The following is a 25,931-nucleotide window of genomic DNA, read 5'->3' as shown; positions in this document are numbered from 1 at the left end:
ACCTTTCCTCCCTTTGGAATCAGACGATTTCGATCATTTCGGCGTCGGCCTTGCGCACGCTCAGCTCGTAGTTGCGCACGGTCAGCTCCATGGGGTCGCCCAGAGGTGCCACCTTGCGGACATAGATCTCCACACCCTTGGTGATGCCCATGTCCATGATGCGGCGCTTCACGGGGCCTTCGCCGTGCAGCTTTGCCACGGTGACGGTCTCGCCGACCTTGGCGTCTTTCAGAGTCTTCATTGTAAATCCTCCTCTACTTGTCTTTATTGGAGACGAGTCCAGTTTCGGAGTGTCTCCCAAACGGTGTTGCGGACACCGTTCAGCCAAATTTAACCGATCATAATGCGATTTGCCATGGTCTTGTCCAGCGCGATGCGGCTCTCCTTGACCTGGATGATCAAGTTGCCTGCGATCTCGTTGACCACGGTCACCTCACTGTCCACCACGAACCCCAGCTCTGCCAGATGCAGCCGGACTTCGTCCTTGCCGGTGATCTTTTTGATGGTGACCGTTTCTCCTGCTTTTGCCATCGTCAGAGGCATCATATATTCCGCTTCCCTTCTCATTGAATCGGAGATGTGCGGCGGTTAGTCAGCCGCAACTATCAGCATGGATAGTTTACACTCCCTAACCGCTCTTGTCAATAATTTTTTCATAATTCAAAGTTAGTTTATATAAACAAACAAATTTTATGCCCCGCAACTCTCCGGATTTTATCACAATCAACAACAACTAACTCAGCTTTTTGATGCAAAGTTCGTGCATGTTAACATTCTGGTACCCGTTTTGCGGTCACCGGCTGTGCACTCTGCCAAAGCCGGTTTCCGGAGCGTTTTTCTGCCGAGAAATATTGCGCCGACCGGCCGGTGCGGCGTGAAAAATTTTTCCGGAAAGTGACACAGCCGCACGGTGCAGTGGTCAGTCTGCACCGCGCGGCCGCGTGTCAAAAGGAGGATTTCTTCCCATCGGTGCGTGGACACCGGCGGGCGCCAGGATAAAAAGAGAGTATTTGAAAAGAGAATGTCAGTGTTAAGCCGCCACAGTAAGGCGGAGAATGGGGGTACCGCTGTGGAACAATCGCAGATACACGGCTGTACACTTGCGCAGCTGTGCAAAGTGACGCTGTGCCGCCTGCGGGTCCCCGTAGGCTTTCCAGCAGCCGCAGCAGGTAAAGTTCCGGCCGCTGTTTTCAATAAAGCCCACCACGTCGCTCAGGGGGTAGCCCAGAAAAACGCCGATCTCGTGCGGAAATTCTGCCGAGCAGCACAGCCGCCGGGACAGCTGGGTCAGCAGGCCGTGCACATCCGGCACGCCGGTTTCGGGCAGACGGTAGCCCTCCTGCCGGAGAAAGCTCTGCACCTTTTCGTCCGCAAGGACGGCGCACAGTTTGCTCTCGCGGTAGACATACACAAGATAGCGGTGGGTGCGCACACAGCCCTTCAGTACCCGGACCTGCAGGCCCTTGGGGTTGAGCTGGGCGTTCCAGTTTTTCACGCGGCGGGCAAGGTCGGCGCAGTCGCCGGTCTCGTAGCGGAACAGGCCCGCAGGCTTGAGCCCCGCCAGCACCGGGGCACATTGCTCCACCATGACCGTTTCAAAATTGCGCTCCATGGCTGTGCCCTCCCGTGTGATGGTTCCGAGTCAGTATGCCCGGACACCCGATGGTTTATGAGTTAGACATTTCTAACCGATTGTTCAAAAAAGAAACGGCTCTGTGCGCGTTTTGTGTGATACACGCATCGTACAGCTCCGCTGTCCTTGTTCCTCTCAGTTAGTTATCTCTAACGTGACTGTATCTTACCACAGCCGGGGCCGTCTGTCAACACTTTTTTCGAAAAAAGTTATTTATGGCAAACCGCATCTTCTCCGGGCCCAGTTTTTCGGCAGTTGTACCGCCGGGAGCGGTTGTGGTATAATGCGTTTGAACCCTTCTCAGGCGCGGACGTGTCCGCTGTTCCCCTTCTGGCACTTTGTGCCGCCTTCCCTGCCCGGGGGGAGCTTTTCCCGTGTGTCCAAAAGGCTCTCCCTTTCGGGAGAGCCGGCACTGCGAAGCAATGACTGAGAGGGTTCCATTCCGAACAAAAGGAGCTTTCCCACTATGGCGCAGAACATTACACTCGAGACACTTTGCAGCATCCTCACCGCCGCGCTGGACCAGCACCCCACCAAACCGCTGGTGCTGGCGCTGGATGGCCGCTGCGGCAGCGGCAAGACCACCCTCACCAACGCACTGGCCCGGCAGTTCCCGGCCAGCGCCGTGCTGCGCACCGACGATTTCTACCTGCCGCCTGCCCAGCGCGCCCACGGCTGGGAGCAGACGCCCTGCGCCAACATGGATCTTGCCCGTCTGCGGGACGAAGCCCTGCGCCCGGCCTACGCAGGCCAACCGGTACAGTACCGGGCCTACTCCTGCCGGAAGGGCGCGTACCAACCCGCGCAGGAGCTTGCCGCACAGCCGCTGGTGATTCTGGAGGGCAGCTACAGCCACCACCCGCTGCTGACCGGATACGAGACGCTGCGAGTGTTCGTGACCTGCTCGAAAGATGAACAGGTCCGCCGCCTGCAGGAGCGCGAAGGTGAGCGCTACGCAAACTTTGCCGCCCGGTGGATCCCGCTGGAAGAAGGCTACTTTGCAAAGTACCAGATCGCGGAAAACGCAGATTTTGTGGTGGATACCACATTATAACGCATAAAGCAGCGATGCAAAAAACACCTGCCGTGGAAAAATCTCCGCAGCAGGTGTTTTTCTTTGTTTTTAACGTTTTACAGGCTGTTACTTATTCTTGTACATATCCTGATAGTAGTTCTGGTAATCGCCGCTGGTGACGTGGTCCATCCACTCCTGATGGTTCAGATACCAGTCGATGGTCAGCACGATGCCCTTCTCGAACGGGGTCTCGGGGTACCAGCCCAGATCGTTCTTGATCTTGGTGGGGTCGATGCCGTAGCGGCGGTCGTGGCCCAGACGGTCGGCCACATGCTTGATGAGGTCCTCGCTGATGCCCTCGTCCTGCAGGCGGTCGTGCAGCTGGTTGATAATGGTCTTGACGATGAAGATGTTGGGGCGCTCGTTGTGGCCGCCCACGTTGTACACCTCGCCGATCTTGCCGCCGTTGGTCACCATGTCGATGGCCTTGCAGTGGTCCTCCACATACAGCCAGTCGCGGATCTGCATACCGTCGCCGTAGACGGGCAGCTGCTTGTGGTGCTTGACGTTGTTGATCATCAGGGGGATCAGCTTTTCCGGGAACTGGTAGGGGCCGTAGTTGTTGGAGCAGCGGGTAATGTTCACGGGCATGCCGTAGGTGTCGTGGAACGCCATAACGAACATATCCGCGCTGGCCTTGGAGGAAGAATAGGGGCTGTGGGGGCACAGCGGAGTAGTCTCCATGAAGAAGCCCTCGGCACCCAGAGCACCGTACACCTCATCGGTGGACACCTGCAGGTACTTCTTGCCTTCCTTCCAGGTCTTGGCGTCGGCATCGTACCAGGCTTCCTTGGCGCGCTGCAGCAGGTTGACGGTGCCCATCACGTTGCTCTGCACAAAGATCTCGGGGTTCTTGATGGAGCGGTCCACGTGGCTCTCGGCAGCAAAGTTGATGACGTAATCGAAATCGTACTTCTGGAACAGGCTCTCCACCAGCTCCTTGTCGCAGATATCGCCCTGCACGAACACATGGCGGGGGTCGCCCTCCACGTCCTTCAGGTTTTCCAGGTTGCCTGCATAGGTCAGCTTATCGAGGTTGACCAGCAGGATCTCCGGGTACTTCTTGAGCATATAATGCACAAAGTTGGAACCAATAAAACCGGCACAGCCGGTGATCAGATAGGTTTTCATAATAATAAAATCCTCTAGTAATTGTCAGTGTCCACGCCCTCTCCGTCAGCGCTCACGCGCTGCCATCTTGTTTTCCTCTTTATCACCTGCGGTGACATTTCTCCCCGGCGCGGGGAGAATCTTTCAAAGGGAGAGGCAAGAGCTGTAGCCGAAACGTCCTTGGCTCCCCCTTCGGGGGAGCTGGACGCGAAGCGGCCTGAGAGGGCGAGCCTATTCATCTTATTGCTTTAATCTTTCATCCCGTTGTCGCCATCCCAATGGGCGAAGAAGCAGGCCAGCGCGTCCTTCCAGTCGCGCACGTCGTTGCCCACAGTGCAGCGCAGCATCCGGTTATCCAGTGCGCTCCACTTGGGGCGGTCGGCGCTTTCCGGGTGCTTTGCCTTGTACTCCTCGCTGGTGCAGGGGGCCACGGTGGCATCCACGCCGGACAGCCGGATGATCTCGGACGCAAAATCGTACCAGGAGCACACGCCCTCGCCGGTGCAGTGGTACAGGCCGTACTCGTGGGTCACGCACAGCTGCAGGATCTCGTGGGCCAGATCCACCGCATTGGTGGGGTTGCCGCACTGGTCGTTGACCACTTCCAACTTGCCGAACTTCTTACCGGCATTCACGATGGTCTTGACGAAGTTCTTGCCGTAGTAGCTGTAAAGCCACGCCGTGCGCACGATGAAGTGGCGGTGGCAGAACTGCTCCACATACTTCTCACCCATGAGCTTGGTGGAGCCATAGGCGCTGATGGGGCCGGGCAGGGTGGCTTCGTCCTGCGGGATGCCGCCGTTCTCCCTGCCGGAGAAGACGTAGTCGGTGGAGACGTGCACCAGACGGGCACCGATCTTCTCGGCCGCCTGGGCCAGATTGCGCGGGCCGATGGCGTTTGCCTTGAAGGCGGCGTCATGGTTCACTTCGCACCCGTCCACGTTGGTGTAGGCTGCGCAGTTGATGATGACATCCGGGCGGTTGCGGCGGATGAACTCATCCACCATCTTATAGTTGGAGATGTCCAGGTCTGGCAGGTCCACGGCGATGACCGTGGCGCTCTGCAGCTTTTCGGGGATGGGGCCGATCTCGCTGCGGCCTTCGCGCAGCTGCTTGAGGATCTCGGTGCCCAGCTGGCCCTTGCAGCCGGTAACAATGATTTTCATATCCAAATGCCTCTCTTATCAGTAACGCAGTTTGCCGTCGGCCACGTTCTTCAGGTGCTGGCCGTAGGGGCTCTTGCCGTAGCGCTCGGCGCTTTCCAGCAGGGTGTCGCGGTCGATCCAGCCGTACTTGAAGGCGATCTCCTCCGGTGCGCTGATCTTGATGCCCTGACGCTTCTCGATCATGCGCACGAAGTCGGCGGCTTCCACCAGACTGTCCATGGTGCCGGTGTCCAGCCAGGCAAAGCCGCGGCCCAGCAGCTGAACATCCAGCTCGTCCTTTTTCAGGTACATGTCGTTCAGGGTGGTGATCTCCAGCTCGCCGCGGGCAGAGGGCTTGACCTGCTTTGCCATCTGCACCACTTCCTTGTTGTAGAAGTACAGGCCGGTGATGGCGTAGTTGCTCTTGGGGTGCTGGGGCTTTTCTTCCACGCTCAGCACCTTGCCGTCCTTGTCAAACTCCACGATGCCAAAGCGCTCGGGGTCCTGCACATAGTAGCCGAACACGGTGCAGCGGCCCTTGTTCTCGGCGTTGGCGGCGGCGGTCTTCAAAATTTTGGAGAAGCCGTTGCCGTAGAAAATATTATCGCCCAGGATCATGGCGCAGCAGTCGTCGCCGATGAACTCCTCGCCCAGGATGAAGGCCTGTGCCAGGCCGTCCGGCGAGGGCTGGACTTTATACTGCAGATGGATGCCGTACTGGCTGCCATCGCCCAGCAGCGCCTCGAAGCGGGGCGTATCGGTGGGGGTGGAGATGATCAGGATGTCCTGAATGCCTGCCAGCATCAGCGTGGACAGGGGGTAATAGATCATCGGCTTGTCATAGACCGGCAGCAGCTGCTTGCTGGTGACCATGGTCAGCGGGTAAAGCCGGGTGCCGGCACCGCCGGCGAGAATGATACCTTTCATTTTTGTGCACTCCTTTAATCTTTTGTAAAAAGTTGTGCAGCTGTACGCAGCCCGGGCGGCGTACCGGCCAGACTGCGTATGGATTCAAAGCGGAGCTGCGTCCGCTGTCAACTTGTTCAGCACTGTCCTCTCCTGCAAAAGGAGATAACAGCTCACTTTATTTTACTATCAATTCACATAAAAAGCAAGAAAGAACGGCCCTTCCGGCAAAATTTCCGGAAAAGCCGTTGCAAAAATTTTTTATCTTACCACGCAAAGCCCCATTTGGAAAAGTAGCGCATCAGGCTGCGCAGCTGCCACAAAAAAGGCTTCAGGCTGCGGTGGGCAGCACGGTGCCAGGCGTGGATGGCCGTATACTGGGGCACAAGATACGCCTTGCCTTTGGTGCGCATCTTCTGGGTGAGGTCGGCGTCCTCCACATACATGAAGTAGCGTTCATCAAAACCGCCCACAGCCTTGAACACGGCCGTGTCCACCGCCGAGAAGCTGCCGGTGCAGAACTCGATCTCGGTGGGCTTTGTCAGGTCCTTATCTGCCATGAGATAACGCTCGTTGTATTTGGCCCAGAACTTCAGGCAGGGCAGCTGGCGGTAGGCCATGGCCCGCACATTGCACCGGCGCAGCGGCAGGCGCTGGGGTCTGCCGTCCGGGAAGGTGAGGGCCGGGCGGGCCATGACGGCGTCCGGGTGCGCCGCCATCCAGTCGGCAAGGTCGCTGAGGGTGTCTGCCGTCAGCTGGATATCCGGGTTCAGGATAAAGTGCACTTTGCTCTGCAGCAGGCTGAGCACCGTATTGTGCCCGGTGCCAAAGCCGCCGTTCTCGGTGCGGCAGAGCACCTCCACCTTCTGGTTTTCGCGGATGTGCAAAGTGCCGTTCTTTGCCGCTTTGGCAATGCGGTCGCCGCTGCCATCCGGGCTGGCGTTGTCCACCAGATACAGGGTCAGCGGGTGGCGGCGGGTGCATTCCAGCACGGTCTGGGCCGCTTTCAGCGCTTCTTCCGCGCCGTTATAGACTACAATGCAGGCAGAAAGCTCCACTGCGGTTCCTCTTTTCAATCAAAAATCCCTCATAAGGCTCGCCCTTCGGGAGAGCTGTCTGCGCAGCAGACTGAGAGGGTTTTACTCCAGCGGCTTGATATCAAAGCTGAAGTCCTCTTTCATCAGGTCAAAGTTCGGGTTCATGCAGGGGTCGCCTGCGGCCAACTGCTTTGCCCACCGCTTCTGGAAGCGCTCCACCTCCGAGACGAAGCGCTTGCGCTTGACCGGGTCCTCGTCGAGACCCCGGCTCTTGCTCTCGTAGTGGTACAGCTGGGCAAAGGGGGTAAACACGTTGGTGTAGCCGGCCTCCCGCACGCGCACGCAGAAATCCACATCGTTGAAGGCCACGGCAAAGCTCTCGTCCAGGCCGTGGACAGCGTCATAAATTTCCTTGCGCACCATCAGGCAGGCAGCGGTGACGGCATACACATCGTGTGCGTAGACCAGACGGCCCATGTAGCCGGGGTGGCCCACCGGGAAGTTCTTGTGCATGTGGGCCGCCAGCGTCAAAAAGCCGAAGCCGATGCCCGCGTGCTGGATGGTGTTGTCCGGGTAAAGCAGCTTTGCGCCCACGCAGCCCACGCGCTGCTGCTGGGCATACATGACCATTTCTTCGATCCAGCGCGAAGAAATGACCTCGGTGTCATTGTTGAGCAGCAGCAGATATTCGCCGGTGGCGTACTTGGCGCCGAAGTTGTTCAGGGCGCTGTAGTTGAAGCCGGTGCCCTGCCAGGTGATCACCTTGAGGTTTTTGTGCTCCTTCTGCAGCTGTTCATAGCAGCGGAAGGTGGCCTTTTCTTTGCTGTTGTTCTCGATGACGATGATCTCAAAATCCTCGTAGGTGCTCTTGCGGTAGATGGACTCCACACAGGTGCGCAGGTCCGAGGAATGATCGCAGCTGGGGATGAGGATGCTCACCCGGCCGGGCTTCGTGATGGTGTAATCCGTCTTGTAGAAGCCCGGGGTGCCCGGGATCATGGTCACGGCGTCCACCGGCACGCCTACCCGTTCATAGTGGGCATACAGGGCCTTGACGGCTGCTTCCAGACAGTAGGTCTTGGCCGAGATATTGCTGGCCACGCTGGTGGGGCTGGAGCGCCAATAATACAGCAGGTGCGGGATATGCACGATCTTGTGTGCCTTTTCGGTCAGGCGCAGGTAAAGGTCGTAGTCCTGGCTGCCGTTGAACTCCGCCCGCTCGTCGCCGCCCACTGCCGCCAGCAGCTTTGCGCTGAACACGCTCAGGTGGCAGATATAGTTGTTGGAGCGGAGGTTGTCCAGCATGTAATCCGGCTTGAAGTGGTAAACGGTCCGATGGTCGATGTCGCCCTCAAAGGTGACCTCGTCCGTGTAGACGAAGTCGGCCCCCTGCTCGGCGATGGCCTGCGCCACATACCACAGCGCACAGGGGTGCAGGATGTCGTCGTGGTCCAGCAGGGCGATGAACTCGCCCGTGGCCAGCGCAAAGCCCTGGTTGGTGTTGCCCGCAATGCCGTCGTTTTTCTCCAGTTTCTGGTAGCGGATACGAGGGTCCGCAGCGGCACGTGCCTGCACGGTCTGACCCACGGTCTCATCCTGTCCGGCGTCCACAAGGCACAGCTCCCAGTTCTGATAGGTCTGGTTCTGCACCGAATCCAGCAGCTCCACCAGGAACTGCTGAGGCGTATTGTACAGCGGCACCACGATGCTGATGCACGGCGCGGCGGGCTGGCTGGCCGCCTGCTTCACCAGCAGCTCGGCGCTGGCAAAACGGTCGGCCCGCATGGTCTTGCCCGGGAACAGCTTTGCGTATTCCTTTTTGGCTCTTGCCTGCGCCCGCACGCCGGAGATGCCCACCCGGCGCAGCTTACCCAGAAAGACCAGAGGCGGCAGGGTGTGGGCCAGGCTGCGGCACTTGCTGACGAGATAGCGCAGCGGCCAGGTGCCCTTCCAGAAGCTGGAGTTCACCACGCTGTTCAGCGTTTTTTCCAGATTCTGCTCGTGGCTGCGGCTCAGCGAAAGATCGCTGCGCAGGCGTTCCAGCTGGGCGGCCTGCTCAGCCTCGGTGCGCTCGGCCTGCAGCATCCGCTCCCGCAGGTCGTCCAGTGCCCGCTCATAATCCAGCATCATTTCCTGCGGGTCCTGCGCCGCCGGGCTGCGGCGGAACAGAGCCGTCTGCTGGGCCTTGCCGCGCGTTTTCCACCCAAAATCCCGGGCAAAGCCCTGCCCTGCCAGCTGGTGTGCGCAGCCGGCCAGCACTGCGCTGTCTGCGCACACCAGCAGCACCTGATCGCACTGCACGGCGGGCAGCTCGGTCCACTCCGGGTCCTCCGCCACCAGCAGCGCGCCGCCCTCGGCCTGCTGCGTCATCCGGGCACCGATCTTTTCCAGTGCCTTTTCCAGCGAACCGCTGCCGCCCAGCACCTGCACCCCGGCGGGGGTCAGCTCCCGCATGATGCGCTGCGCCAGCTCACGGCTGCGCTCTGCCTGTTGTCTGTTTTCCTTTTCCTGATCCATTCTGCTCTCTGCTCCTATGGGGTTTTATCTTCAATGATCTCTCACAAAATCACAAACATTGTATAGTATACCAAATCCGGCCGGATTTGAGAAGGTTTTGCCTGCAATTCTTTTTGCTGGCACTGCTTACCAGTGGAACAGGCTGTGCAGCCAGCTGAAGAAGCCGCCGCCGGAACCGCTGGTAGAGATGCCGGCGCCCGGGTAGTAATGCTGCAGGATCTTTTTGTAGTTCATGCCCTGCTCCTGCGCATAGCCCACTGCGCCGCACTGGCTCATGCCCACGCCGTGGCCGTAGCCATAGTAGGTCATGCAGGGGGTGCCGCTTTCGTCCGCGCCGAAATCGAAGCAGTAGCGCGAGGAAACGAACTGGCCGATGTAGCGGTATCTGTTCCCGTTGGAGACAAAGGTGTTGTACTGCACGAAGCCGCCCAGGCTCTTGTGGGTGGTGTCGGCGCTGACGTAGGGCTCGCCGGTGCGGCTGTCGTTATATTCTGTATAGGTATAATCCTTGCCGATGACCCGGCGCAGCTTGTTGTGGTACTGCTCCTCATAGGGGCTCTCCACGCTCTGCAGATAGGGCACATCGGTGCCCCAGGCGTCCAGACTGGAACAGGTGCCGTAGACGCCGGTCTGGGTGTTGTAGCCTGCACTGGCCGACCACACCGCGTCGCAAACGCTGCCGTTGTAGGTGAGGATCTCGTTCTTGACCGGCTCCACCGCCTTGCGGATGGCCTCCCGCGCCGCGGAGGGGATCTGGTCCACCGGGGTGTAGATGAGGGCGTTGGCCGAGGAGCCGTACTGCTTCTGGTACTCCAGATAGGAGTGGACGGCCACCGCCTGCGCCTTCCAGGCCTGCTGGGCCGCGCTGGCGCTGACATAGCTGCCAATGGAGCCCAGCTCCGTGTAGGTGATGCCCACCAGACAATCCACAAGGTCCAGCGTCACGTTGCGCCGCAGTCCCTGCCCCTTGATGTTCAGATACGGCATGGTGATGGTATCGCCGGAGCCGAACAGCCAGCTCAGACAGTTTTCCTCCTCGGCGGGGATCAGCGTGGTGTCCGCCCCGCCGATGGTGGTGGCCGCCAGCGCCGACGGTGCCGCAAGTGTGAGGCAGAGCACGAGCGCCAGCACAAGTGCCGCCGCCTGCCGCGCGAACCGATGCAGATGTTTCAAAGGTGGGTCCCTCCTGTTTTGTGCCCGGTGCAGGCACAGTTTTCTTCAGTGTACCACAGGCCGTGCCCCCGGGCAAGGACCGGACTTGTCTTTTCACATCTCGCCGCGCAAAAAAGGAGGGCGGACCGCTGCGGCCTGCCCTCCGTCTGTATCATTTTCTCCGCTCACGGTGCTTCCCGCGGGTCGCGCAGGGCTTCGTCGATCTCCGGCGCGATCTTCTGCAGGCAGCCCAGCAGCACCGGGCTGAAAGCCCCGCACGCACCCTCGCACAGCATCTTCACCGCTGTGCCGCACGGCACCTCCGGGCTGCTGCAGACGAGGGTCTCATAGGCATCCGCCAGGCCCACCACCTGGGCCGCAAGGGGGATCTGCTCGCCGGAAAGGCCGTCCGGGTATCCGGAGCCGTCGTACCGCTCGTGGTGCCAGCGGCAGATCTGGTATGCCGTCTGGACGAAATACTCGTCGCGGTAGGCTTCCAGTTCCTCCATCATCTGTGCACCCAGCAGGGTGTGCTGCTGCATCCGCGCCGCATCCTCCGGCGTGCCGGCATCGCAGCCGTTCGGGCGCAGATCGGCAAGCTCCATCTTGCCGATGTCGTGGAGCACCGCCGCCATGCCGATGATCTGGCACTGCTCACGGGTCAGCGGGTGGGCATCGTCCGCCCGGACCAGCTGCGCCAGCAACATCTGGGTCAGGATGCGGATGTGCCGGGCATGATCCCGGCTCTCGCCGCCGAGCCGTTCCATGGCCCGGCTCAGGATGGCGGTCATCATCTCGCTGCGCTTTTCGGTCGCATACACCTGCCCTGCCACCATGGCGCTCAGGCGGCGGTGCTTTGCGCGCATGTGGATGGTGTTGACCACCCGCTGGTACACCACATCTGTATCAAAGGGGCGGACGATGTAATCTGCCGCACCCAGAAGCAGGGCCCGGTGCATCGCGCTCTTGGCATCCTCCGTCGAGACCACGATCACCGGGATATCGTCCAGCAGTTCCCGCTTGTTCATGGCTTCCAGCACCTCAAACCCATCCATGCCGGGCATGTAGATGTCCAGCAGCACAACGGAAACACCGGTGGGGTTCCCCTCCAGCAGGCGCATGCATTCCTCGCCGCTGCCCGCCTGGGCCGTGTCGAACTGGTCTCCCAGCATTTGGCACAGGATCATGCGGTTTATGCTCGAATCGTCCACGATCAGCGCGCTCTGGCGGCAGTGCGGCAGCACGGCGGCCGCCTGCTGGGGCTGCTGCTCGACCATCGTCCGGTTCTTCTGGATGCGTGCATAGTTCATCAGCTGTTCCGCACGCTCTACCCCGTCGTCCAGATCCGCATTTTCCACCCAGACGCCGCCGATGCTTGCCGACATGCGCAGGTAGGAGCGCCCTGGCACGCTGGTCGTGTTGAGCTGCAGACGGATCTGCTCCAGCTTCTGGCTGAAGTCCTCCTGCCCGATGTCCGGCAGAAGCAGCAAAAGCATATCGCCGTCAAAGCGGATGATGCGGTCCTTTTCTTCCAGGCTGCGGCGGATGACATTGACCGCCGTTTCCAGCACGGCTTCTCCGGCGCGGCGGCCGTAGACATCCGTGGCAAGCATCATGTCATCCAGATCCAGCATGACGATGCCCGCCGTCATGGCACGGCCGTGGTAGTTTTCATTATAGTATTGGCGGTTGTATGCGCCGGTACTCTGGTCGCGGTAGGCGCGCTCCCGCTCGCTGGTAATGGCAGTGATGAACCGTTCGCTGTCGTTCGGGCCCAGCAGCAGGCTGCGGTCCATCTTCTGGGAAAGCTCCAACACGCAGGGCTTTCCGTCCACCTCGATGTAGCTGGCCGTCACCTCATACAGGTTCCTGCCCATATATTCCAGCTTGCTTTTGCGGCTTTTTTCCAGCAGTACGCGCCGGGCCACGCAGTTTTCGCACGGGCGGTCCCGCTTCCAGTGCGCATAGCAGGGCCTGCGGCCCTTCCTGCCCTGCACATTCTCCGCCGGGATCAGCCGCACCGAGCTGAACACCTTGCGCAGCTGACGCATTTCTTCTTCGACCTGTTCCCGGGTCGCAGTCTGTTCCTTTGCCATTTTTTCTCCCCTGTTTTCCGCTGCGGAATTTTCCCTATCATGATACCATTTTCATTTTATCTGCGTCAATCTTTGCGCCTCCTCGCCCGGGCACGCCCGCCGGGCCCCCATTTTTACAAAATCCACGTTGTCTGCATGTTTTTTCGTTTTACTTTTTCAAATGCGTCGTCCCGCGGTGCAAAAAGACGCAAAATACGGAGTCTTCCGCACCCGCCCGTGCGGCAAAATCCGCACTTGATTTTACCCGGCGAATCCTGTATAATAACTTTGTTCAGTCATTGGCCGGTGTGTCGGAATGGCAGACGAGGGGGACTCAAAATCCCTTGGTGGCAACATCGTGTGGGTTCGACCCCCACCACCGGCATAAAAAGCCCGCAAGTGGATGCTTGCGGGCTTTTTTCGTTGGCAGCAGGGCGGTCTCCTTTCCCCCGTCTTTCCCAAAACAAACAACGTCCCCGGGATGCGCCGCGTTGGCAGCTGCATCCCGGGGACGTTTTCGTTTTTTAAGAAGCGGCAAGCCTGCGCGCTGCTCAGAGCATCTTGACGGCCAGGGCTTCGTTGGTGCGGTCCTGCGCCGCGTTGGCGTTGGCCGGGTCGTCCAGCATATAGCGCAGCACCAGCACTTCGGCCACATACAGCACCGCCACCTTGATGGGGATGCTGCCGGAGTCCAGCGGGCTCTCCTGCGCGCCGCACTGCAGCACGATGTCCGCCAGCTTTGCGCCGGGCGAGTCCTCATAGTGGGTCAGCAGAATGATCTTCGCGCCCGCCGCTTTGGCCACGCGCAGAGTCTCCAGCATATCGCGTGTGGCGCCGGAATAGGAGACGAACAGCACCACATCCTCCGGCGTCATCAGGCTGGCCGTGATAAGCTGCAGATGGCTGTCGCCTGCTGTGCGGAACTTCGTGGAGATGCCCGCGAACCGGGCGCAGATATCGTTTGCGATCAGCATGCTGCCGCCCTGGCCCAGGCAGAACACCTGCCGGGCCTTGTGCAGCAGGGCCACCGCTGCGTCCACTGCCTCCGGCGAAAGGCTGTTCTGGGTGCCGTTGATGGCAGTCATGAACAGCGCGCTGGCGTGCTCGCACAGGGTGGCAGTGTCCGCGTCCGGGTCCGGCTCCCGCTGGTTGACCAGCGCACCGGTGGCGTTGGCCTGCGCCAGCGCGATGCGCATCTCGTGGTAGCCCTCAAACCCCAGCGACCGGCAGAAGCGGAACACCGTCGCCTCGGCCACGCGGCACTCCCGCGCCAGCGACGAGATGGACAGATACTGCGCTTCCGACGGATGCTGCAGCAGATAATCCGCCACGGTACGGCCCGATTTTGTCAGGTCGCTCTGATGCTGCTGCAGCAGTTCCCAAAAATTCGTTGCCATTTTTCCTTTTCCCCTTTTTCCGGTGCGGCAGCCCCAAATCGCCCGCCGCCCGGGTTCTTTACCTTCTATAAAAAGTATAAAAGAATTGCCTGCGCTTCGCAAGAGACGCATTGCCCACATTTTGTGCCCGGCTTCTGTGCAGAGTTTCCAGTTTTGGCAGAAAAACGGCCCTCTTTGTGAAAAAGTGTTTCAAAATGGTTTCATTTTTCGAAATTATTTTTCACTGCTGTTTTGATGGGTTTGTACCATTTTGTAATATTTTTTTGGTTACAAAATGGTAAATTCTTGACATTTTAACATATATCCCACATTTTTGTGCAAGATGTACAGTCCCATTCTGAAAACTTATGAAAAGCGCAAATGGACAAAATGAAAATATTTTTCTATAATAGAGCCATCAAGAGCGGCTGCTGGCACGGCAGGCCGCCACAATGTGAAGCATTGAATGCGAAGGAGAAAACCATTATGAAAAACTGTATTTCCCGCCGTTCGTTCCTGAAGGCCGCTGGCGTTCTGGGTGCAGCCGGTGCTCTGGCTGCCTGCGGTGGTTCTTCCGCTTCCACTTCTACCGCCGCTTCCTCCACCGCCGCAAGCACGGCAGCTTCTGAGACTGCAGGCGGCGCAGCCAGCATCAAGCTGTGGACCTACCCCATCGGCGGCTGGGGCAATGACGACACCGTTCAGGGCCTGATCTCCAGCTTCAACGCAAAGTACCCCGACATCAAGGTCACCGTGGAGTACCTGGACTACACCAACGGCGACGACCAGGTGAACACCGCCATCGAGGGCGGCAGCGCACCCGACCTGATCATGGAAGGTCCCGAGCGTCTGGTGGCCAACTGGGGCGCAAAGGGCGTTATGGCTCCGCTGAACGATCTGTGGACCGACGACGCCAAGAAGGACATCTACGAGTCCGTTGAGTCTGCCTGCAAGAACGACGCCGGTGACTACTACGAGTATCCCCTGTGCATGACCGCACACTGCATGGCCGTGAACATGACCAAGGTCAAGGAAGTGGGCGCAGACCAGTACATCGACACCGACAAGCACACCTGGAGCACCGACGGCTTCCTGAAGACCGTTGACGCACTGTACAAGGGCGGCTACGAGAACGTGGCAGCCATCTACTGCAGCGGCCAGGGCGGCGACCAGGGCACCCGCGCCATCATCAACAACATGTACGGCGGCACCTTTACCGATGCAGCCCACACCAAGTACACTGCGGATTCCCCCGAGAACATCAAGGCCATTCAGGCTCTGTACGACGCCGACGGCATCAACTTCGACGCTTCCATCAACGGCGGCGAGGAGATCACCCTGTTCCGCAACGGCACCCTGCAGATGGCTTTCTGCTGGAACATCGCACAGCAGATGAACACCGACAACAACGACGCCGGCCTGACCAACTCCGGCGACGAGATCTTCCCCATGGCCTTCCCCACCGAGAGCGGCGACCCGAAGCTGTGCGGCGGCATCTGGGGCTTCGGCATCTTCGATAACGGCGACGAGGCCAAGATCGAAGCCGCCAAGACCTTCATCGACTTCATCGCTGCCGACCCCGATCAGGTCAAGGACAGCGTGCTGGCTTCCACCTACTTCCCGGTCCGCACCAGCGTGGGCGACATCTACGCAGGCAACGAGATCATGAGCGAGTACAGCAAGTTCATGAACTATCTGGGCGACTACTACCAGATCACTCCGGGCTGGGCAACCGCTCGTACCGAGTGGTGGAACATGCTGCAGCGCGTTGGCACCGGCGAGGACGTCACCACTGCCGTTCAGACCTTCGTGGACAACGCAAACGCAGCCGCTGCTGCCGAGGCATAAGCGCTCTTTGAGCTGAATCATTCGATCAAAAACTGAACCGTGCCCCTTCCTCCGGGTGAGGGAGGGGCTTTATTTGTGAAAAAAACGCTGCAATCGAAAGGATTGGTGATTTTCTTGGCTGCAAAAACGGCGATCAAGGAGCCAAAGCGCAGCAGTGCGCTGGTCCGGCGCGAGACCTTTGCTTCCTATTGCTTCCTGCTGCCCAGCCTGATCTTCTTTTTGGGCTTCGTCATTTACCCCATGGTGCTGTGCGTGGTGACCAGCTTCTTTGACTCCACCATGAACCGCGCCGATGTCTTTGTGGGTCTGGCAAACTACAAAGAGCTGTTCACCGACCCCATCTTCCTCGGTGCATTGAAGAACACCATCATCATCGTGGTGGTCTCGGTGCCCATCACCTGCATCTTCTCGCTGTGGGTCTCCTCCGCCATCGTAGACCTGCCCGAGTGGGCCACGAGCCTGTTCCGTTGTGTGTTCTACCTGCCCGTTGTCACCGGCTCGGTGGCCGTCACGGTGGTGTGGAAGTGGATGTACAACAACTACTACGGCATCTTCAACTACCTGGGCAAGACCCTCGGCATCATCGACAAAAACATCAACTGGCTGGGTGACGAGCGGTTTGCACTGGGCTGCATCATCCTCATTCTGCTGACGACTTCCGTCGGTCAGCCCATCGTGCTGTACGTCTCGGCTCTGGGCAATGTGGATCAGTCCATCGTGGAAGCCGCCGAAGTGGACGGTGCCAACGACTTCCAGTGCTTCTGGAAGATCAAGTGGCCTGCCATCATGCCCACCACCCTGTACATTCTGGTCATTACCACCATCAACTCCTTCCAGTGCTTTGCGCTGATCCAGCTGCTGACTTCCGGCGGCCCCAACCACAGCACCGATACCATTATGTACTACATCTACTACACCGCCTTCAAGCTGTACCGCTACGGCTACGGCAACGCCATGGGCGTGGTGCTGGCGGTCATCATCGCCATTCTGTCGGCTGTCCAGTTCAAGCTGGGCAACCAGGATAATTAAAGGAGGTGCCGGGCAATGAGTGCAAATGCAGCCGCTGCAAAAAAGCAGAAACCGTTGAAGCGTCACCCCAGCAAGCTCAAGAAGATGAGCGCCTATGCCATTCTGGCCATCATCCTCATCAGCATCCTTGCGGTGCTGTTCGCCTTCCCGCTGTACTGGATCATCACCGGTTCCTTCAAGACCGGCGCAGCCATCAACTCCACCACCCCGGTGTGGTGGCCGGATAAATGGGTGCTGACCAACTACCAGAAGCTGTTTGCCGGCAAGAGCGCGCCGCTGTGGCAGCTGGCCGTGCCCTTCGGCAGTCACTTCAGCGCCGACGGCGAGCCCATCTACTTCTTGGTGGGCCCCACCGTGCCTGCCGCCATCCGCTGGATGGTGAACACCGTGTTCATGGCCGTCATGTCCATGATCCTCACCTGCATCACCGCCGCCATGGCAGGCTATGCACTGGCAAAGAAGCGTTTTGTGGGCCGTAAGCTGCTGTTCACCCTCATCGTGTGTGCAATGGCTCTGCCCAAGCAGGTCATCCTGATCCCCCTGCTGCGCGAAATGAGCAGCCTGAACCTGTACAACACCATCTGGGCCGTCATTTTCCCCATCGTGGGCTGGCCTTTCGGCGTATTCCTGATGAAGCAGTTCAGTGAGGGCATCCCCACGGAGATGCTGGAAGCCGCCCGCATCGACGGTGCCAGCGAGGCCCGCACCTTCGTCAAGATCGTGCTGCCCATGGTCAAGCCGGGCATCGGCGCACTGGCTATCTTCACCTTCATCAACAGCTGGAACGACTACTTCATGCAGTTGATCATGCTGTCCAGCACCAGCAACCTGACCATCTCGCTGGGCATCGCAAAGCTGCAGGCAGAGAACAGTACCGACTTCGGCCTGATCATGGCCGGTGCCGCGCTGGCTGCTGTGCCCATCATCATCATCTTCCTCATTTTCCAGAAGTACTTCACCAAGGGCATCGCAATGGGTGCTGTCAAGGGCTAAAATCCCGACCGCCGCCTGCGAGCAAAGACTTCCCCCGCTCCGGGGGAAGATGTCACGCAAGTGACAAAAAGGGGAGTACAGGGAGCAATTTTTGGCTCCGCGGTCTGCAGGATGCAAGGCCCGCACCAAGGGCCTTGCAGACGCAGGGCACCGCAAGAGGACCCCATTATTTCCCGTTCAAAATGCATACAAAGCTTAATGAATTATTGCAAAGAAGGGTGAATCATGAAAGACATTACGAAATACCAGGGTGTTATTCCTGCTTTCTACGCCTGCTACGACGCAGAGGGCAACATTTCCACCGAGGGTGTCAAGGCTCTCACCCGCCACCTGATCGCCAAGGGCGTCAAGGGCGTGTATGTGGGCGGTTCCTCCGGCGAGTGCATCTACCAGCATGTGGATGAGCGCAAGGCTGTGCTGGAAGCCGTCATGAGCGAAGCCAAAGGCAAGCTGACCGTCATTGCCCATGTCGGCTGCAACAACACCGCCGACAGTGTCGAACTGGCCCGCCATGCCGAGAGCGTGGGCGTGGACGCCATCGCATCCATCCCGCCCATCTACTTCCACCTGCCGGAGTACGCCATCGCCAAATACTGGAACGACATGTCTGCGGCGGCTCCCAACACCGAGTTCGTCATCTACAATATCCCCCAGCTGGCAGGCACGGCGCTGACCATGAGCCTGCTGAACGAGATGCTGAAGAACCCCAACGTGGTGGCTGTGAAGAACAGCTCCATGCCCACCCAGGACATCCAGATGTTCAAGGATGCCGGCATCGCCGCCCGGGGCGAGGGCAACTTTGTGGTGTTCAACGGCCCGGATGAGCAGTTCGTTTCCGGCCGCGTCATCGGCGCAGACGGCGGCATCGGCGGCACCTACGCCGTCATGCCGGAGCTGTACCTGGCTATGAATGACCACATCAACAAGGGCGAGATCGAAGCCGCCCGCGCCATCCAGTACGATGCCGACCGCATCATCTACAAGATGTGCGAAGCCCACGGCAACCTGTACGCTGTGCAGAAGGAAATTCTGCGCCGGATGTACGGTCTGGAGCTGGGCGGCGTGCGCGAGCCCATGCCCGGACTGATCCCCAGCGATGAGCCCATCATTGCCGAAGCACAGGCCATGATCGAAGCCGCCATCGCAAGACTGTAAAATCAAACAGCGCCCCTCTCCAACTCTGCCGCAGAGGGGAGAGCGGGCGCTTCTTTTTGACGGAGGAAACACACATGATCTGCGACGATCTGAAGCACCTGAAACGTTATCAGGGGCTTAACAAAAACCTCGACACTGCCATTGACTACCTACAGACCCACGACCTTGCCGCCCTGCCGGATGGCCGCACCGAAGTGGACGGCGACAACGTGTTTATCAACATGATGGACGCCACGCTCCACTCCGACCACGGCTTCCACCCGGAGTACCACAAAACCTATGCCGATCTTCAGATCGACATCACCGGCGGCGAGGGCTGGGGCTACACCAACATTCCCGGCAAAGAGATCGGCGAGTTTACCGGCGACTGCGGTTTTCAGGACAGTGCCAGCGTCGTGACCGGCGCTCTGGGCGAGGGGCGGTTCGTACTGTTCTTCCCCACCGAGCTTCACAAACCCGGCCTTGTCCAGCACGGCTGTGTGGGCGTGCGCAAGGCTGTTGTCAAGATCAAAATGGAGGGCTGAAAAAATGGATAAGGAAAAACTGTTTGCTCAGATCAAAGGCGGTCTGATCGTCTCCTGTCAGGCATTGGAGACCGAACCGCTCTACACGAAAGAGGGCGGCGTGATGCCTCTGATGGCAAAAGCTGCCGCCATGAGCGGAGCTGTGGGCATCCGCGCCAACACCGTGCGGGATATCACCCAGATCAAGCAGGTGGTGGACCTGCCGGTCATCGGCATCATCAAAAAGGACTACCCCGGCACCCCCATGTACATCACCGTCACCATGAAGGAAGTGGACGAGCTGGTGGCCTGCGGGGTGGATATCCTTGCCGTGCAGGGCACCGGTGCCCTGCGCCCGGACGGCTCCACCTCCGCCCAGTTCATCCGCGCCGTCAAGGCCAAGTACCCCGACCAGCTGGTGATGGCGGACTGCGACAACTTTGAGAACGCCATGCTCTGCGCCGAGGCCGGTGCCGACTTTGTGGGCACCACCATGCGCGGCTATACGCCGGAGACCCAGGGCATCGACGACATCGACTTTGACTTTGTGCACAAGCTGGCCACCGAGTGCCCGGCCAAGATCATTGCCGAGGGCCACATCCACTACCCGGAGCAGGCGGTCAAGGCGCTGGAAGCCGGTGCCTTTGCGCTGGTGGTGGGCGGTGCCATCACCCGCCCGGCGGAGATCACGGCCCGCTTCACCGGTGCCATCAACGCCATGAACAAGTAACGGAGAACGCTGCATGAAACAGTATTTTGGCATTGACATCGGCGGCACGTCCGCCAAGCTGGGCATTGTGGATGAAACCGGCAAGGTGCTGGCAAAAGGCGAAGCGAGCGTCAGCTTTGACGGCTACGAGACGCCCGTCCTCACCACCGTGCGCAAAGCCGCCAAAGAGTTTTTGACCGCCCAGAACGTCCCGGTGGAAAGCCTCACCGGCATCGGCGTTTCGGCCACCGGCCAGATCGACAGCCGCAAGGGCATGGTCGTCGGCACCTGCGGCAACTTCCCGCATTACATCGGCAGCCCCATCAAGGCCGCACTGGAAGAAGACTTCGGCCTGCCGGTCACCGTGGCCAACGACGCCAACTGCATGACGCTGGGTGAGGTGTGGGTCGGCGGTGCGAAAGGCTATACCGACGTCATCGGCGTGACCCTCGGCACCGGCGTGGGCGGCGGCATCCTCACCGGCGGCCGTCTGCTGGAAGGTGCCCGGGGCCTTGGCGGTGAGCTGGGCCACTACCGCACCCACGCACTGGACGGCGTGCCCTGCACCTGCGGTGCCACCGGCTGCTGGGAGCGCTATGCAGCCACCACCGCACTGGTGCGTGCTGCCAAAGAGAGGGACCCGGCCCTTGTAGACGGCCGCGCCATTTTCGCTGCGGCCGAAGCGGGCGATAAAACCGTGCTGGCCCTGCTGGACGACTGGACGGATGAAATTGCGCAGGGCCTTGCCGGCATGGTGCACATCTTCAACCCGCAGCTCATTCTCATTGGCGGCGGTGTGAGCGCCCAGCAGAAGCTGCTCATCGACCCGATTGCGGCCAAGGTCAAGGCCTCGGTGATGCCCGCCTTTGCCGAGGGGCTGGAACTTCGCGCCGCACAGCTGCACAACGACGCCGGTATGGTGGGCGCTGTCTACTACTTCAAACAGACGATGGAAAAGGAGTAATTGCTTATGAAAACCCATATCCTCTGCCTGGGTGATTCCAACACCCACGGCTATTGTGCTGACCCCAATGACTGCGCCGACCACGGCATCCGCTTCAACGAGGACGAGCGCTGGACCTGCCGCCTGCAGAAGGCGCTGGGCGACGAGTATCTTGTCACCGAGGAAGGCCTTTCCGGCCGCACCACTGTGTTCGTGGACCCCATCCACGAGTCCATGGACGCCCTCAGCGCCATTTATGCCCTGCTCAAGAGCCACGAGGTCATCGACCTGCTCATCATCATGCTGGGCACCAACGATGTGAAGGAGCGCTTTGGTGCCAACGCCGCCTGCATCGCGGTGGGCATGGAGCGGCTCATCCTCAAGGCCAAGAGCGTGGACTGCTGGGGCACCAAGCAGCCCAACATTCTGGTGGTGGCACCTCCTCCCATCGGCGCAGGCTTCCACGACGCTGTGATGGGCGACGGCTGTGTGGAGAAGTCGGCCGGTGTGGCCGAGCAGTTCCGCATCATCTGCGAGCGGCAGGGCGTGCACTTCCTCGACGCGAAGAACTGCGAGTTCAACCAGGTGGACTTCATGCACCTGACCCGGAAGGGTCATGCGCAGCTGGCAGAGCTGTTGGCCGCAAAGGTGCCTGAACTGATCTGATAAAGGCAAACTTTTGTCCCCTCGAAAGAGGGGACTTTTTGTTTGTCTTGTAAACGGAAGGAAAATCGGCTATACTTTCCGCAGAAACATTCATGGAAAGGAACTGCCCATGCCTGAACTTTTAAAAGCCCCTGTCACCAGCGCCCAGCAGGCAAGAGACACCCTTCTCGGTGCCCTCGTCGGCCTTGCCCGCGCCACCACAAGCGAACCCAAGACCGTCAATACGGACGAGGTGCTGAACGCCGGTCTGCGCCTTGCCGCGCAGCCGGATGCACCGGAAGAAAAACTTGCACGGATGCTTTCCATCGTCCGCGCCGAAAAGCACGCGGTGGCTCCCAATTGCGCCAGCTGCGCCATGCCCTGCGGCAACACAAACGACTATGACCTTGCCCGGCTGTGGAGCGCGCCGGAGCCCATCCGCCCCCTGAAGCTGCAGATGCTTTCCGCTGCCTTTTCTCTGGCGCAGCGCCACCCCCGCGGCGAAGCGCAGACCGCCATTTATCAGGTGCTGTTCACCCTGGCCGAGGACTGGGACGAAGCCCTTCTCCTGCCCGTTGCTGAGAACGCGCAGAAACTTTGCGCAGAGTAAATCCCGCCGCAAAAGGTCCGATTTTTACCCGTCGGGTTTCTCCCGGAACACTCCCGGGAACCCGTTGCGAACCGTGGATTTTCCCTCTTTTTCCCGCAAGCATGCCGCGTTTTGCACCGCATTTTTCTGCCCGCAGCATTTATATTGCAATTTCTGACCCGTTTCCGAAAGTTTTTTCGAAAAAAGACTTTACAAATGTCCCTCAAAAAACTATTATATATTTATCGGACTTCTATGGAGCCGTTCTGCGCAATCCCACTGCCAGAACAGAAAAAATATGAAGGAGGGTTTTGAACCATGCCTGAAAAGAAAAAGACCGCTGCGGCGGACCCCACTGCGGCCGCCCCCGCAGAAGCAAAAGAGACCAAGACCCGCAAGGCTGCCAAAGCACCTGCACGCCGGGGTCGTCCCCCGCTGGCCCCGGAACTGTATGTGGAGTTCGGCGGCAAGCAGTACAACATCACTGATCTCATTGACCGCGCCAAAGCAGACTACCGCACCACCCACAAGGTGGGCGTGCAGTCCTGCAAAGTCTACGTCAAGCCCGAGGAGGGCGCCGCTTATTATGTGATCAACAAAGTCTCCGGCAAGCTGGAACTGTAAGATCGCATCCCGCACCGTTCTGGCCCGGCACGCACCCGGACTGGGCGCTGCCTTTTCTGTTTTTACACAGGCTCCATTTCATCGTAAAAAACAGCCCTTGCAGATGTGCTTCTGCAAGGGCTGTTTTTATGCTATCCATCGTCAGGGCTCAAGCCATTTTTCCCAGAAATGTCTGGGCGGCGCGGCAGGGGCCGGGTCTGGGATCTCAAACACATAGCGTTCGGTGGCGTTGATGACCATCGTCTTGCCGCGGGTGCACACCCGGGGCAGCTTTGCATCGTAGTTCAGGTGCACATGCCCGTGCACGAACCACTGCGGCTCAAACTCATCCAGCAGCGCGTTGAAGCACTCAAAGCCTTTGTGGGCGTGGTCGGTGTTGTCGTTCAGACCCGCCGCCGGGGAGTGGGTCAACAGCAGGTCGATGCCGCCCGCCTTGTGGGCCTTGCGCCGCAGTTTGCGCACCCGGCCGCTCATCTCTTTCTCGGTGTACTGGTAGCTGTCCGGCCGCATGTTGTATTTGATGCTGCCGCCCAGGCCCATGATGCGCAGACCCTTCCACACATACACCTCGTCGTCCACGCAGATGCAGCCGCCGGGCTCATGCTGGCGGTAGCTGCAGTCGTGGTTGCCATGCACATACAGGATGGGTGCCGCCGTAAAGTTTGTGAGATACTCCAGATATTTCTGCGGCAGGTCCCCGCAGGAGAGGATCAGGTCGATCCCTTCCAGGTGTTCGCGGGTCCCATAATCCCACAGCGCCTTGGAGGGAACATCCGAAATTGCAAGAATTTTCACGTCAGATCTGCTCCGTTCTTTCGGCCGCGGCCGGTTATTTCGTCAGGCCTTTGAGGTTGCCCAGGCCGTTGATTGCCATCAGGGTGTGCGTCTTGACGTCCAGCTCATCGTAGTGCGGCAAAGCGCCCTCCACACATTCGTCCAGCCAGTCCATCTCCATCAGTTCCTTCGGCGTATATGCCGCCGCCGCGGGCGAGTGCAGCTCGTGGCCCTGGGCGTAGAGGTCCTCCGGGAAGATGCGCAGGTCGTCCTCGCTCAGCAGCTTTTCCATCAGGTCCAGCAGCTGCAGGGTGCCGGCAGGCAGGTCCGCGTCGTAGACGATCTCCTCTGCGCCGCTGCGCATACCCCACCAGTAGTTCACCGCACGGGCACCGGCCGCGTCGTTGTCCCAGGCGCCGTCGAAGATGGAGCGGATGATCTCCACATAAAAGGTGTCCCACCGCCACACGGGCAGGCCCAGCGGCTTCAGGCTGCCGTCCGGCAGGCGGCGGCACAGGCCGTAGTCCCGGTGGGTGCCCGCCGGTTCGCGGCTGTCGCGGGCGTAGAAGATGTCCACGTCCGGCCGGTCGGAGAAATCCAGCGGATGCTTTTCATCCGGCAGGCAGGCCCAGCGCAGCACGATCTTTGCCTCCGGCCGCACGGTCTTCAGGCCCTGCGCAAAGGCGTTGACCGCCGCCGGGATGCCATAGACCGGGTTCGCGGCCACATAGCCCACCCGCTCGGTCTTGGTCAGCACACCGGCCAGCAGGCCCAGCAGATAGGTCACCTCATAGGTGCGGGGGTAATAGGTGCGCACCAGCGGGTGCGGCGCGTTCAGCGAGCAGTTCAGGATGCGGGTCTTGGGGTGCTGGGCCGCCACCTTCAGGCAGGCGGTGTGCATCCGGGCGCTGGTGGTGAACACCACGTCGGCGTTGTCGTGGGCCACTTCCTCCAGCACCTGCTCCGCGTCCACCTCGGGCTCAATGTTCTCCTTGCAGGTGATGAACACCCGGTCCGGGAAAGCCTGCGCCAGCGCTTCGCGGCCCTTGTCGTGGGCGCGCACCCAGGCGCTGCTCTCGGCGTTGTGCTCGTGCAGGAACACCACCCGCAGCTCACTGGGCCTGGTGAAGATGTTCAGCTTGGAAAGCAGCGGTTCGCCCGGGCCCTGCTTGGGCTCCAGCGAAAGTTCCACGGCCTGCGGCTCAGTGAGCACCTTCACCTCGTTCCACAGCTTTTCCATGTTCTGCTTCATCTGCGCCGGGGTGGAGTCGCAGGCGTCCGAGTAGCGGTAGACGGACAGATAGACCAGCAGCGCATCGCCGGGCGTCAGGTCCAGTTCTTCGCCGCCCAGGGCGTGGAACTGCTGGCTGAACATGGTGTAGAAGGAAGCAAAGTTCAGCCGGTCGTCGTCGGTCCAGCTCTCGCCCGAAGCTTTGCACACCAGCGTCTGCAGCTTGGCATAGCCGCCCAGTTTGGAGAAGTGGACGTAGTTCACCTTGGACAGCTTGTAGAAATCCAGGAATTCATAATAAATTTTGTTTTCCAGGCTGTCGTTGCGCTCCGGGATCAGACGGGTGACAGTGCCCGCGATCTTGACGGCCTCGTAATATTTCAGCACCGAGACACGCTTGTTGCCTTCCAGCACATAGAACTTGTTCAGGAATTCATAGGCGATGATGGGCACACGGATGCCTTCCTCCAGATGCGCCTCACACAGGTTGGACCACTTGGCCGCGAACTCGGTGTCCGGCTCCAGCAGCGGCATGAAGTTGGACGCAAAGGCGGTGTGGCGTCCGCTGGTCTTTGTGCCCACAATGCTCTCGGCCGGGATCTCCACCAGGCCCAGCGGTTCCTGCGCCACGATGTTCACATTGACCAGAATATCGTCCAGCACCGCAAGATACGGCGACTGGCCGCGCGCCACGCAGGCGCGGTAAGCGCGCTGCCCCGCGCGCAGTGCACTCTTGTAATCTTCCAGCATAGTTACTCCTTTTTTACAGGGCCCTGTGCAGGGAGCGTTCCCTGCTGCATCGTACAGCCCAGTATACCATGAAATTTGGTGTTATGGGAAGTTTTTCGGGGCAAAAGAGTTG

At 59.7% G+C, this 25,931-nt stretch carries 24 protein-coding genes and 1 tRNA gene; 12 read left to right on the top strand and 13 right to left on the bottom strand.

The window, feature by feature from the left end; genetic code table 11:
• Window positions 1-19: 19 nt before the first annotated feature.
• From CGS49_RS08935 to CGS49_RS08925, 3 genes are all read right to left on the bottom strand, one after another.
• Complete coding sequence (locus CGS49_RS08935; protein ID WP_097801499.1) at window positions 20-241, bottom strand: FeoA family protein; 222 nt, start codon at window positions 239-241, stop codon at window positions 20-22.
• 89 nt (window positions 242-330) lie between these two features.
• The gene (locus CGS49_RS08930) at window positions 331-546 is read right to left on the bottom strand and encodes a FeoA family protein (protein ID WP_097801498.1); all 216 of its coding nucleotides are present in this window, start codon (window positions 544-546) and stop codon (window positions 331-333) included.
• A gap of 484 nt (window positions 547-1,030) precedes the next feature.
• On the bottom strand, window positions 1,031-1,612 hold the full coding sequence (locus CGS49_RS08925) for a DUF3793 family protein (protein ID WP_097801497.1): 582 nt from the start codon (window positions 1,610-1,612) through the stop codon (window positions 1,031-1,033).
• A 487-nt stretch (window positions 1,613-2,099) separates the two neighbouring features.
• Here CGS49_RS08925 and CGS49_RS08920 point away from each other — a divergent pair, with 487 nt between their 5' ends.
• The gene (locus CGS49_RS08920) at window positions 2,100-2,687 is read left to right on the top strand and encodes a uridine kinase family protein (protein ID WP_097801496.1); all 588 of its coding nucleotides are present in this window, start codon (window positions 2,100-2,102) and stop codon (window positions 2,685-2,687) included.
• Between the two features lie 87 nt (window positions 2,688-2,774).
• Here the strand turns inward: CGS49_RS08920 and rfbB are convergent, their stop codons facing one another.
• The 7 genes from rfbB to CGS49_RS08885 form a co-directional block, all read right to left on the bottom strand.
• Complete coding sequence (rfbB, locus tag CGS49_RS08915) at window positions 2,775-3,839, bottom strand: dTDP-glucose 4,6-dehydratase (RefSeq protein ID WP_097801495.1); 1,065 nt, start codon at window positions 3,837-3,839, stop codon at window positions 2,775-2,777.
• Between the two features lie 227 nt (window positions 3,840-4,066).
• Entirely contained in the window at window positions 4,067-4,984 is a 918-nt protein-coding gene (gene rfbD, locus CGS49_RS08910) for a dTDP-4-dehydrorhamnose reductase (protein WP_097801494.1), read from the bottom strand.
• Between the two features lie 18 nt (window positions 4,985-5,002).
• Window positions 5,003-5,890 carry a glucose-1-phosphate thymidylyltransferase RfbA gene (gene rfbA / locus CGS49_RS08905; RefSeq protein ID WP_097801493.1) on the bottom strand — a complete coding sequence of 296 codons (888 nt, stop codon included), beginning with the start codon at window positions 5,888-5,890 and terminating at the stop codon, window positions 5,003-5,005.
• 245 nt (window positions 5,891-6,135) lie between these two features.
• Window positions 6,136-6,945 carry a glycosyltransferase gene (locus tag CGS49_RS08900; protein WP_242975429.1) on the bottom strand — a complete coding sequence of 270 codons (810 nt, stop codon included), beginning with the start codon at window positions 6,943-6,945 and terminating at the stop codon, window positions 6,136-6,138.
• Window positions 6,946-7,008: 63 nt separating this feature from the next.
• Window positions 7,009-9,423, bottom strand: a complete 2,415-nt coding sequence (locus CGS49_RS08895) for a glycosyltransferase family 2 protein (protein WP_097801491.1) — start codon at window positions 9,421-9,423, stop codon at window positions 7,009-7,011.
• Window positions 9,424-9,549: 126 nt separating this feature from the next.
• Window positions 9,550-10,596 (bottom strand): SpoIID/LytB domain-containing protein, encoded by a 1,047-nt coding sequence (locus tag CGS49_RS08890; RefSeq protein WP_097801490.1) that lies wholly within the window; start codon window positions 10,594-10,596, stop codon window positions 9,550-9,552.
• A 164-nt stretch (window positions 10,597-10,760) separates the two neighbouring features.
• Entirely contained in the window at window positions 10,761-12,671 is a 1,911-nt protein-coding gene (locus CGS49_RS08885; RefSeq protein WP_097801489.1) for a response regulator, read from the bottom strand.
• Window positions 12,672-12,952: 281 nt separating this feature from the next.
• Here CGS49_RS08885 and CGS49_RS08880 point away from each other — a divergent pair.
• Window positions 12,953-13,035 (top strand) — tRNA-Leu (locus CGS49_RS08880).
• Between the two features lie 166 nt (window positions 13,036-13,201).
• On the opposite strand, the gene CGS49_RS08875 is transcribed toward CGS49_RS08880, so the two are convergent.
• A complete protein-coding gene (locus tag CGS49_RS08875; RefSeq protein WP_097801488.1) occupies window positions 13,202-14,047 on the bottom strand; it encodes a MurR/RpiR family transcriptional regulator in 846 nt (281 codons plus the stop codon).
• Window positions 14,048-14,512: 465 nt separating this feature from the next.
• Here CGS49_RS08875 and CGS49_RS08870 point away from each other — a divergent pair, with 465 nt between their 5' ends.
• The 10 genes from CGS49_RS08870 (at window position 14,513) to CGS49_RS08825 (ending at window position 23,064) form a co-directional block, all read left to right on the top strand.
• Complete coding sequence (locus CGS49_RS08870) at window positions 14,513-15,874, top strand: ABC transporter substrate-binding protein (RefSeq protein WP_097801487.1); 1,362 nt, start codon at window positions 14,513-14,515, stop codon at window positions 15,872-15,874.
• 105 nt (window positions 15,875-15,979) lie between these two features.
• A complete protein-coding gene (locus CGS49_RS08865) occupies window positions 15,980-16,903 on the top strand; it encodes a carbohydrate ABC transporter permease (RefSeq protein WP_179859085.1) in 924 nt (307 codons plus the stop codon).
• Window positions 16,904-16,918: 15 nt separating this feature from the next.
• The gene (locus tag CGS49_RS08860; RefSeq protein ID WP_097801486.1) at window positions 16,919-17,896 is read left to right on the top strand and encodes a carbohydrate ABC transporter permease; all 978 of its coding nucleotides are present in this window, start codon (window positions 16,919-16,921) and stop codon (window positions 17,894-17,896) included.
• Between the two features lie 225 nt (window positions 17,897-18,121).
• On the top strand, window positions 18,122-19,051 hold the full coding sequence (locus CGS49_RS08855; RefSeq protein WP_097801485.1) for a dihydrodipicolinate synthase family protein: 930 nt from the start codon (window positions 18,122-18,124) through the stop codon (window positions 19,049-19,051).
• 74 nt (window positions 19,052-19,125) lie between these two features.
• Window positions 19,126-19,575, top strand: a complete 450-nt coding sequence (locus CGS49_RS08850) for a NanQ anomerase/TabA/YiaL family protein (RefSeq protein WP_097801484.1) — start codon at window positions 19,126-19,128, stop codon at window positions 19,573-19,575.
• A gap of 4 nt (window positions 19,576-19,579) precedes the next feature.
• Entirely contained in the window at window positions 19,580-20,284 is a 705-nt protein-coding gene (locus tag CGS49_RS08845; protein ID WP_097801483.1) for an N-acetylmannosamine-6-phosphate 2-epimerase, read from the top strand.
• A gap of 13 nt (window positions 20,285-20,297) precedes the next feature.
• On the top strand, window positions 20,298-21,227 hold the full coding sequence (locus tag CGS49_RS08840) for an ROK family protein (protein ID WP_097801482.1): 930 nt from the start codon (window positions 20,298-20,300) through the stop codon (window positions 21,225-21,227).
• 6 nt (window positions 21,228-21,233) lie between these two features.
• Window positions 21,234-21,872, top strand: coding sequence for a GDSL-type esterase/lipase family protein (locus tag CGS49_RS08835; protein WP_097801481.1), 639 nt, complete (start codon window positions 21,234-21,236; stop codon window positions 21,870-21,872).
• A gap of 109 nt (window positions 21,873-21,981) precedes the next feature.
• Window positions 21,982-22,461 carry a hypothetical protein gene (locus CGS49_RS08830; RefSeq protein WP_097801480.1) on the top strand — a complete coding sequence of 160 codons (480 nt, stop codon included), beginning with the start codon at window positions 21,982-21,984 and terminating at the stop codon, window positions 22,459-22,461.
• Window positions 22,462-22,758: 297 nt separating this feature from the next.
• Complete coding sequence (locus CGS49_RS08825) at window positions 22,759-23,064, top strand: DUF6465 family protein (RefSeq protein ID WP_097801479.1); 306 nt, start codon at window positions 22,759-22,761, stop codon at window positions 23,062-23,064.
• Window positions 23,065-23,205: 141 nt separating this feature from the next.
• Here the strand turns inward: CGS49_RS08825 and CGS49_RS08820 are convergent, their stop codons facing one another.
• Together CGS49_RS08820 and CGS49_RS08815 are read right to left on the bottom strand one after the other, a co-directional pair.
• Entirely contained in the window at window positions 23,206-23,859 is a 654-nt protein-coding gene (locus CGS49_RS08820; protein WP_097801478.1) for a metallophosphoesterase family protein, read from the bottom strand.
• A 34-nt stretch (window positions 23,860-23,893) separates the two neighbouring features.
• Complete coding sequence (locus tag CGS49_RS08815; RefSeq protein ID WP_097801477.1) at window positions 23,894-25,819, bottom strand: BMP family ABC transporter substrate-binding protein; 1,926 nt, start codon at window positions 25,817-25,819, stop codon at window positions 23,894-23,896.
• Window positions 25,820-25,931: the final 112 nt, after the last annotated feature.

The organism is Faecalibacterium langellae, assembly GCF_002549775.1.
GTDB classification, from domain to species: Bacteria; Bacillota; Clostridia; order Oscillospirales; family Ruminococcaceae; genus Faecalibacterium; species Faecalibacterium langellae.
Note: the sequence above shows the minus strand (reverse complement) of the source record. Positions and strands in the feature narration are given on the sequence as shown.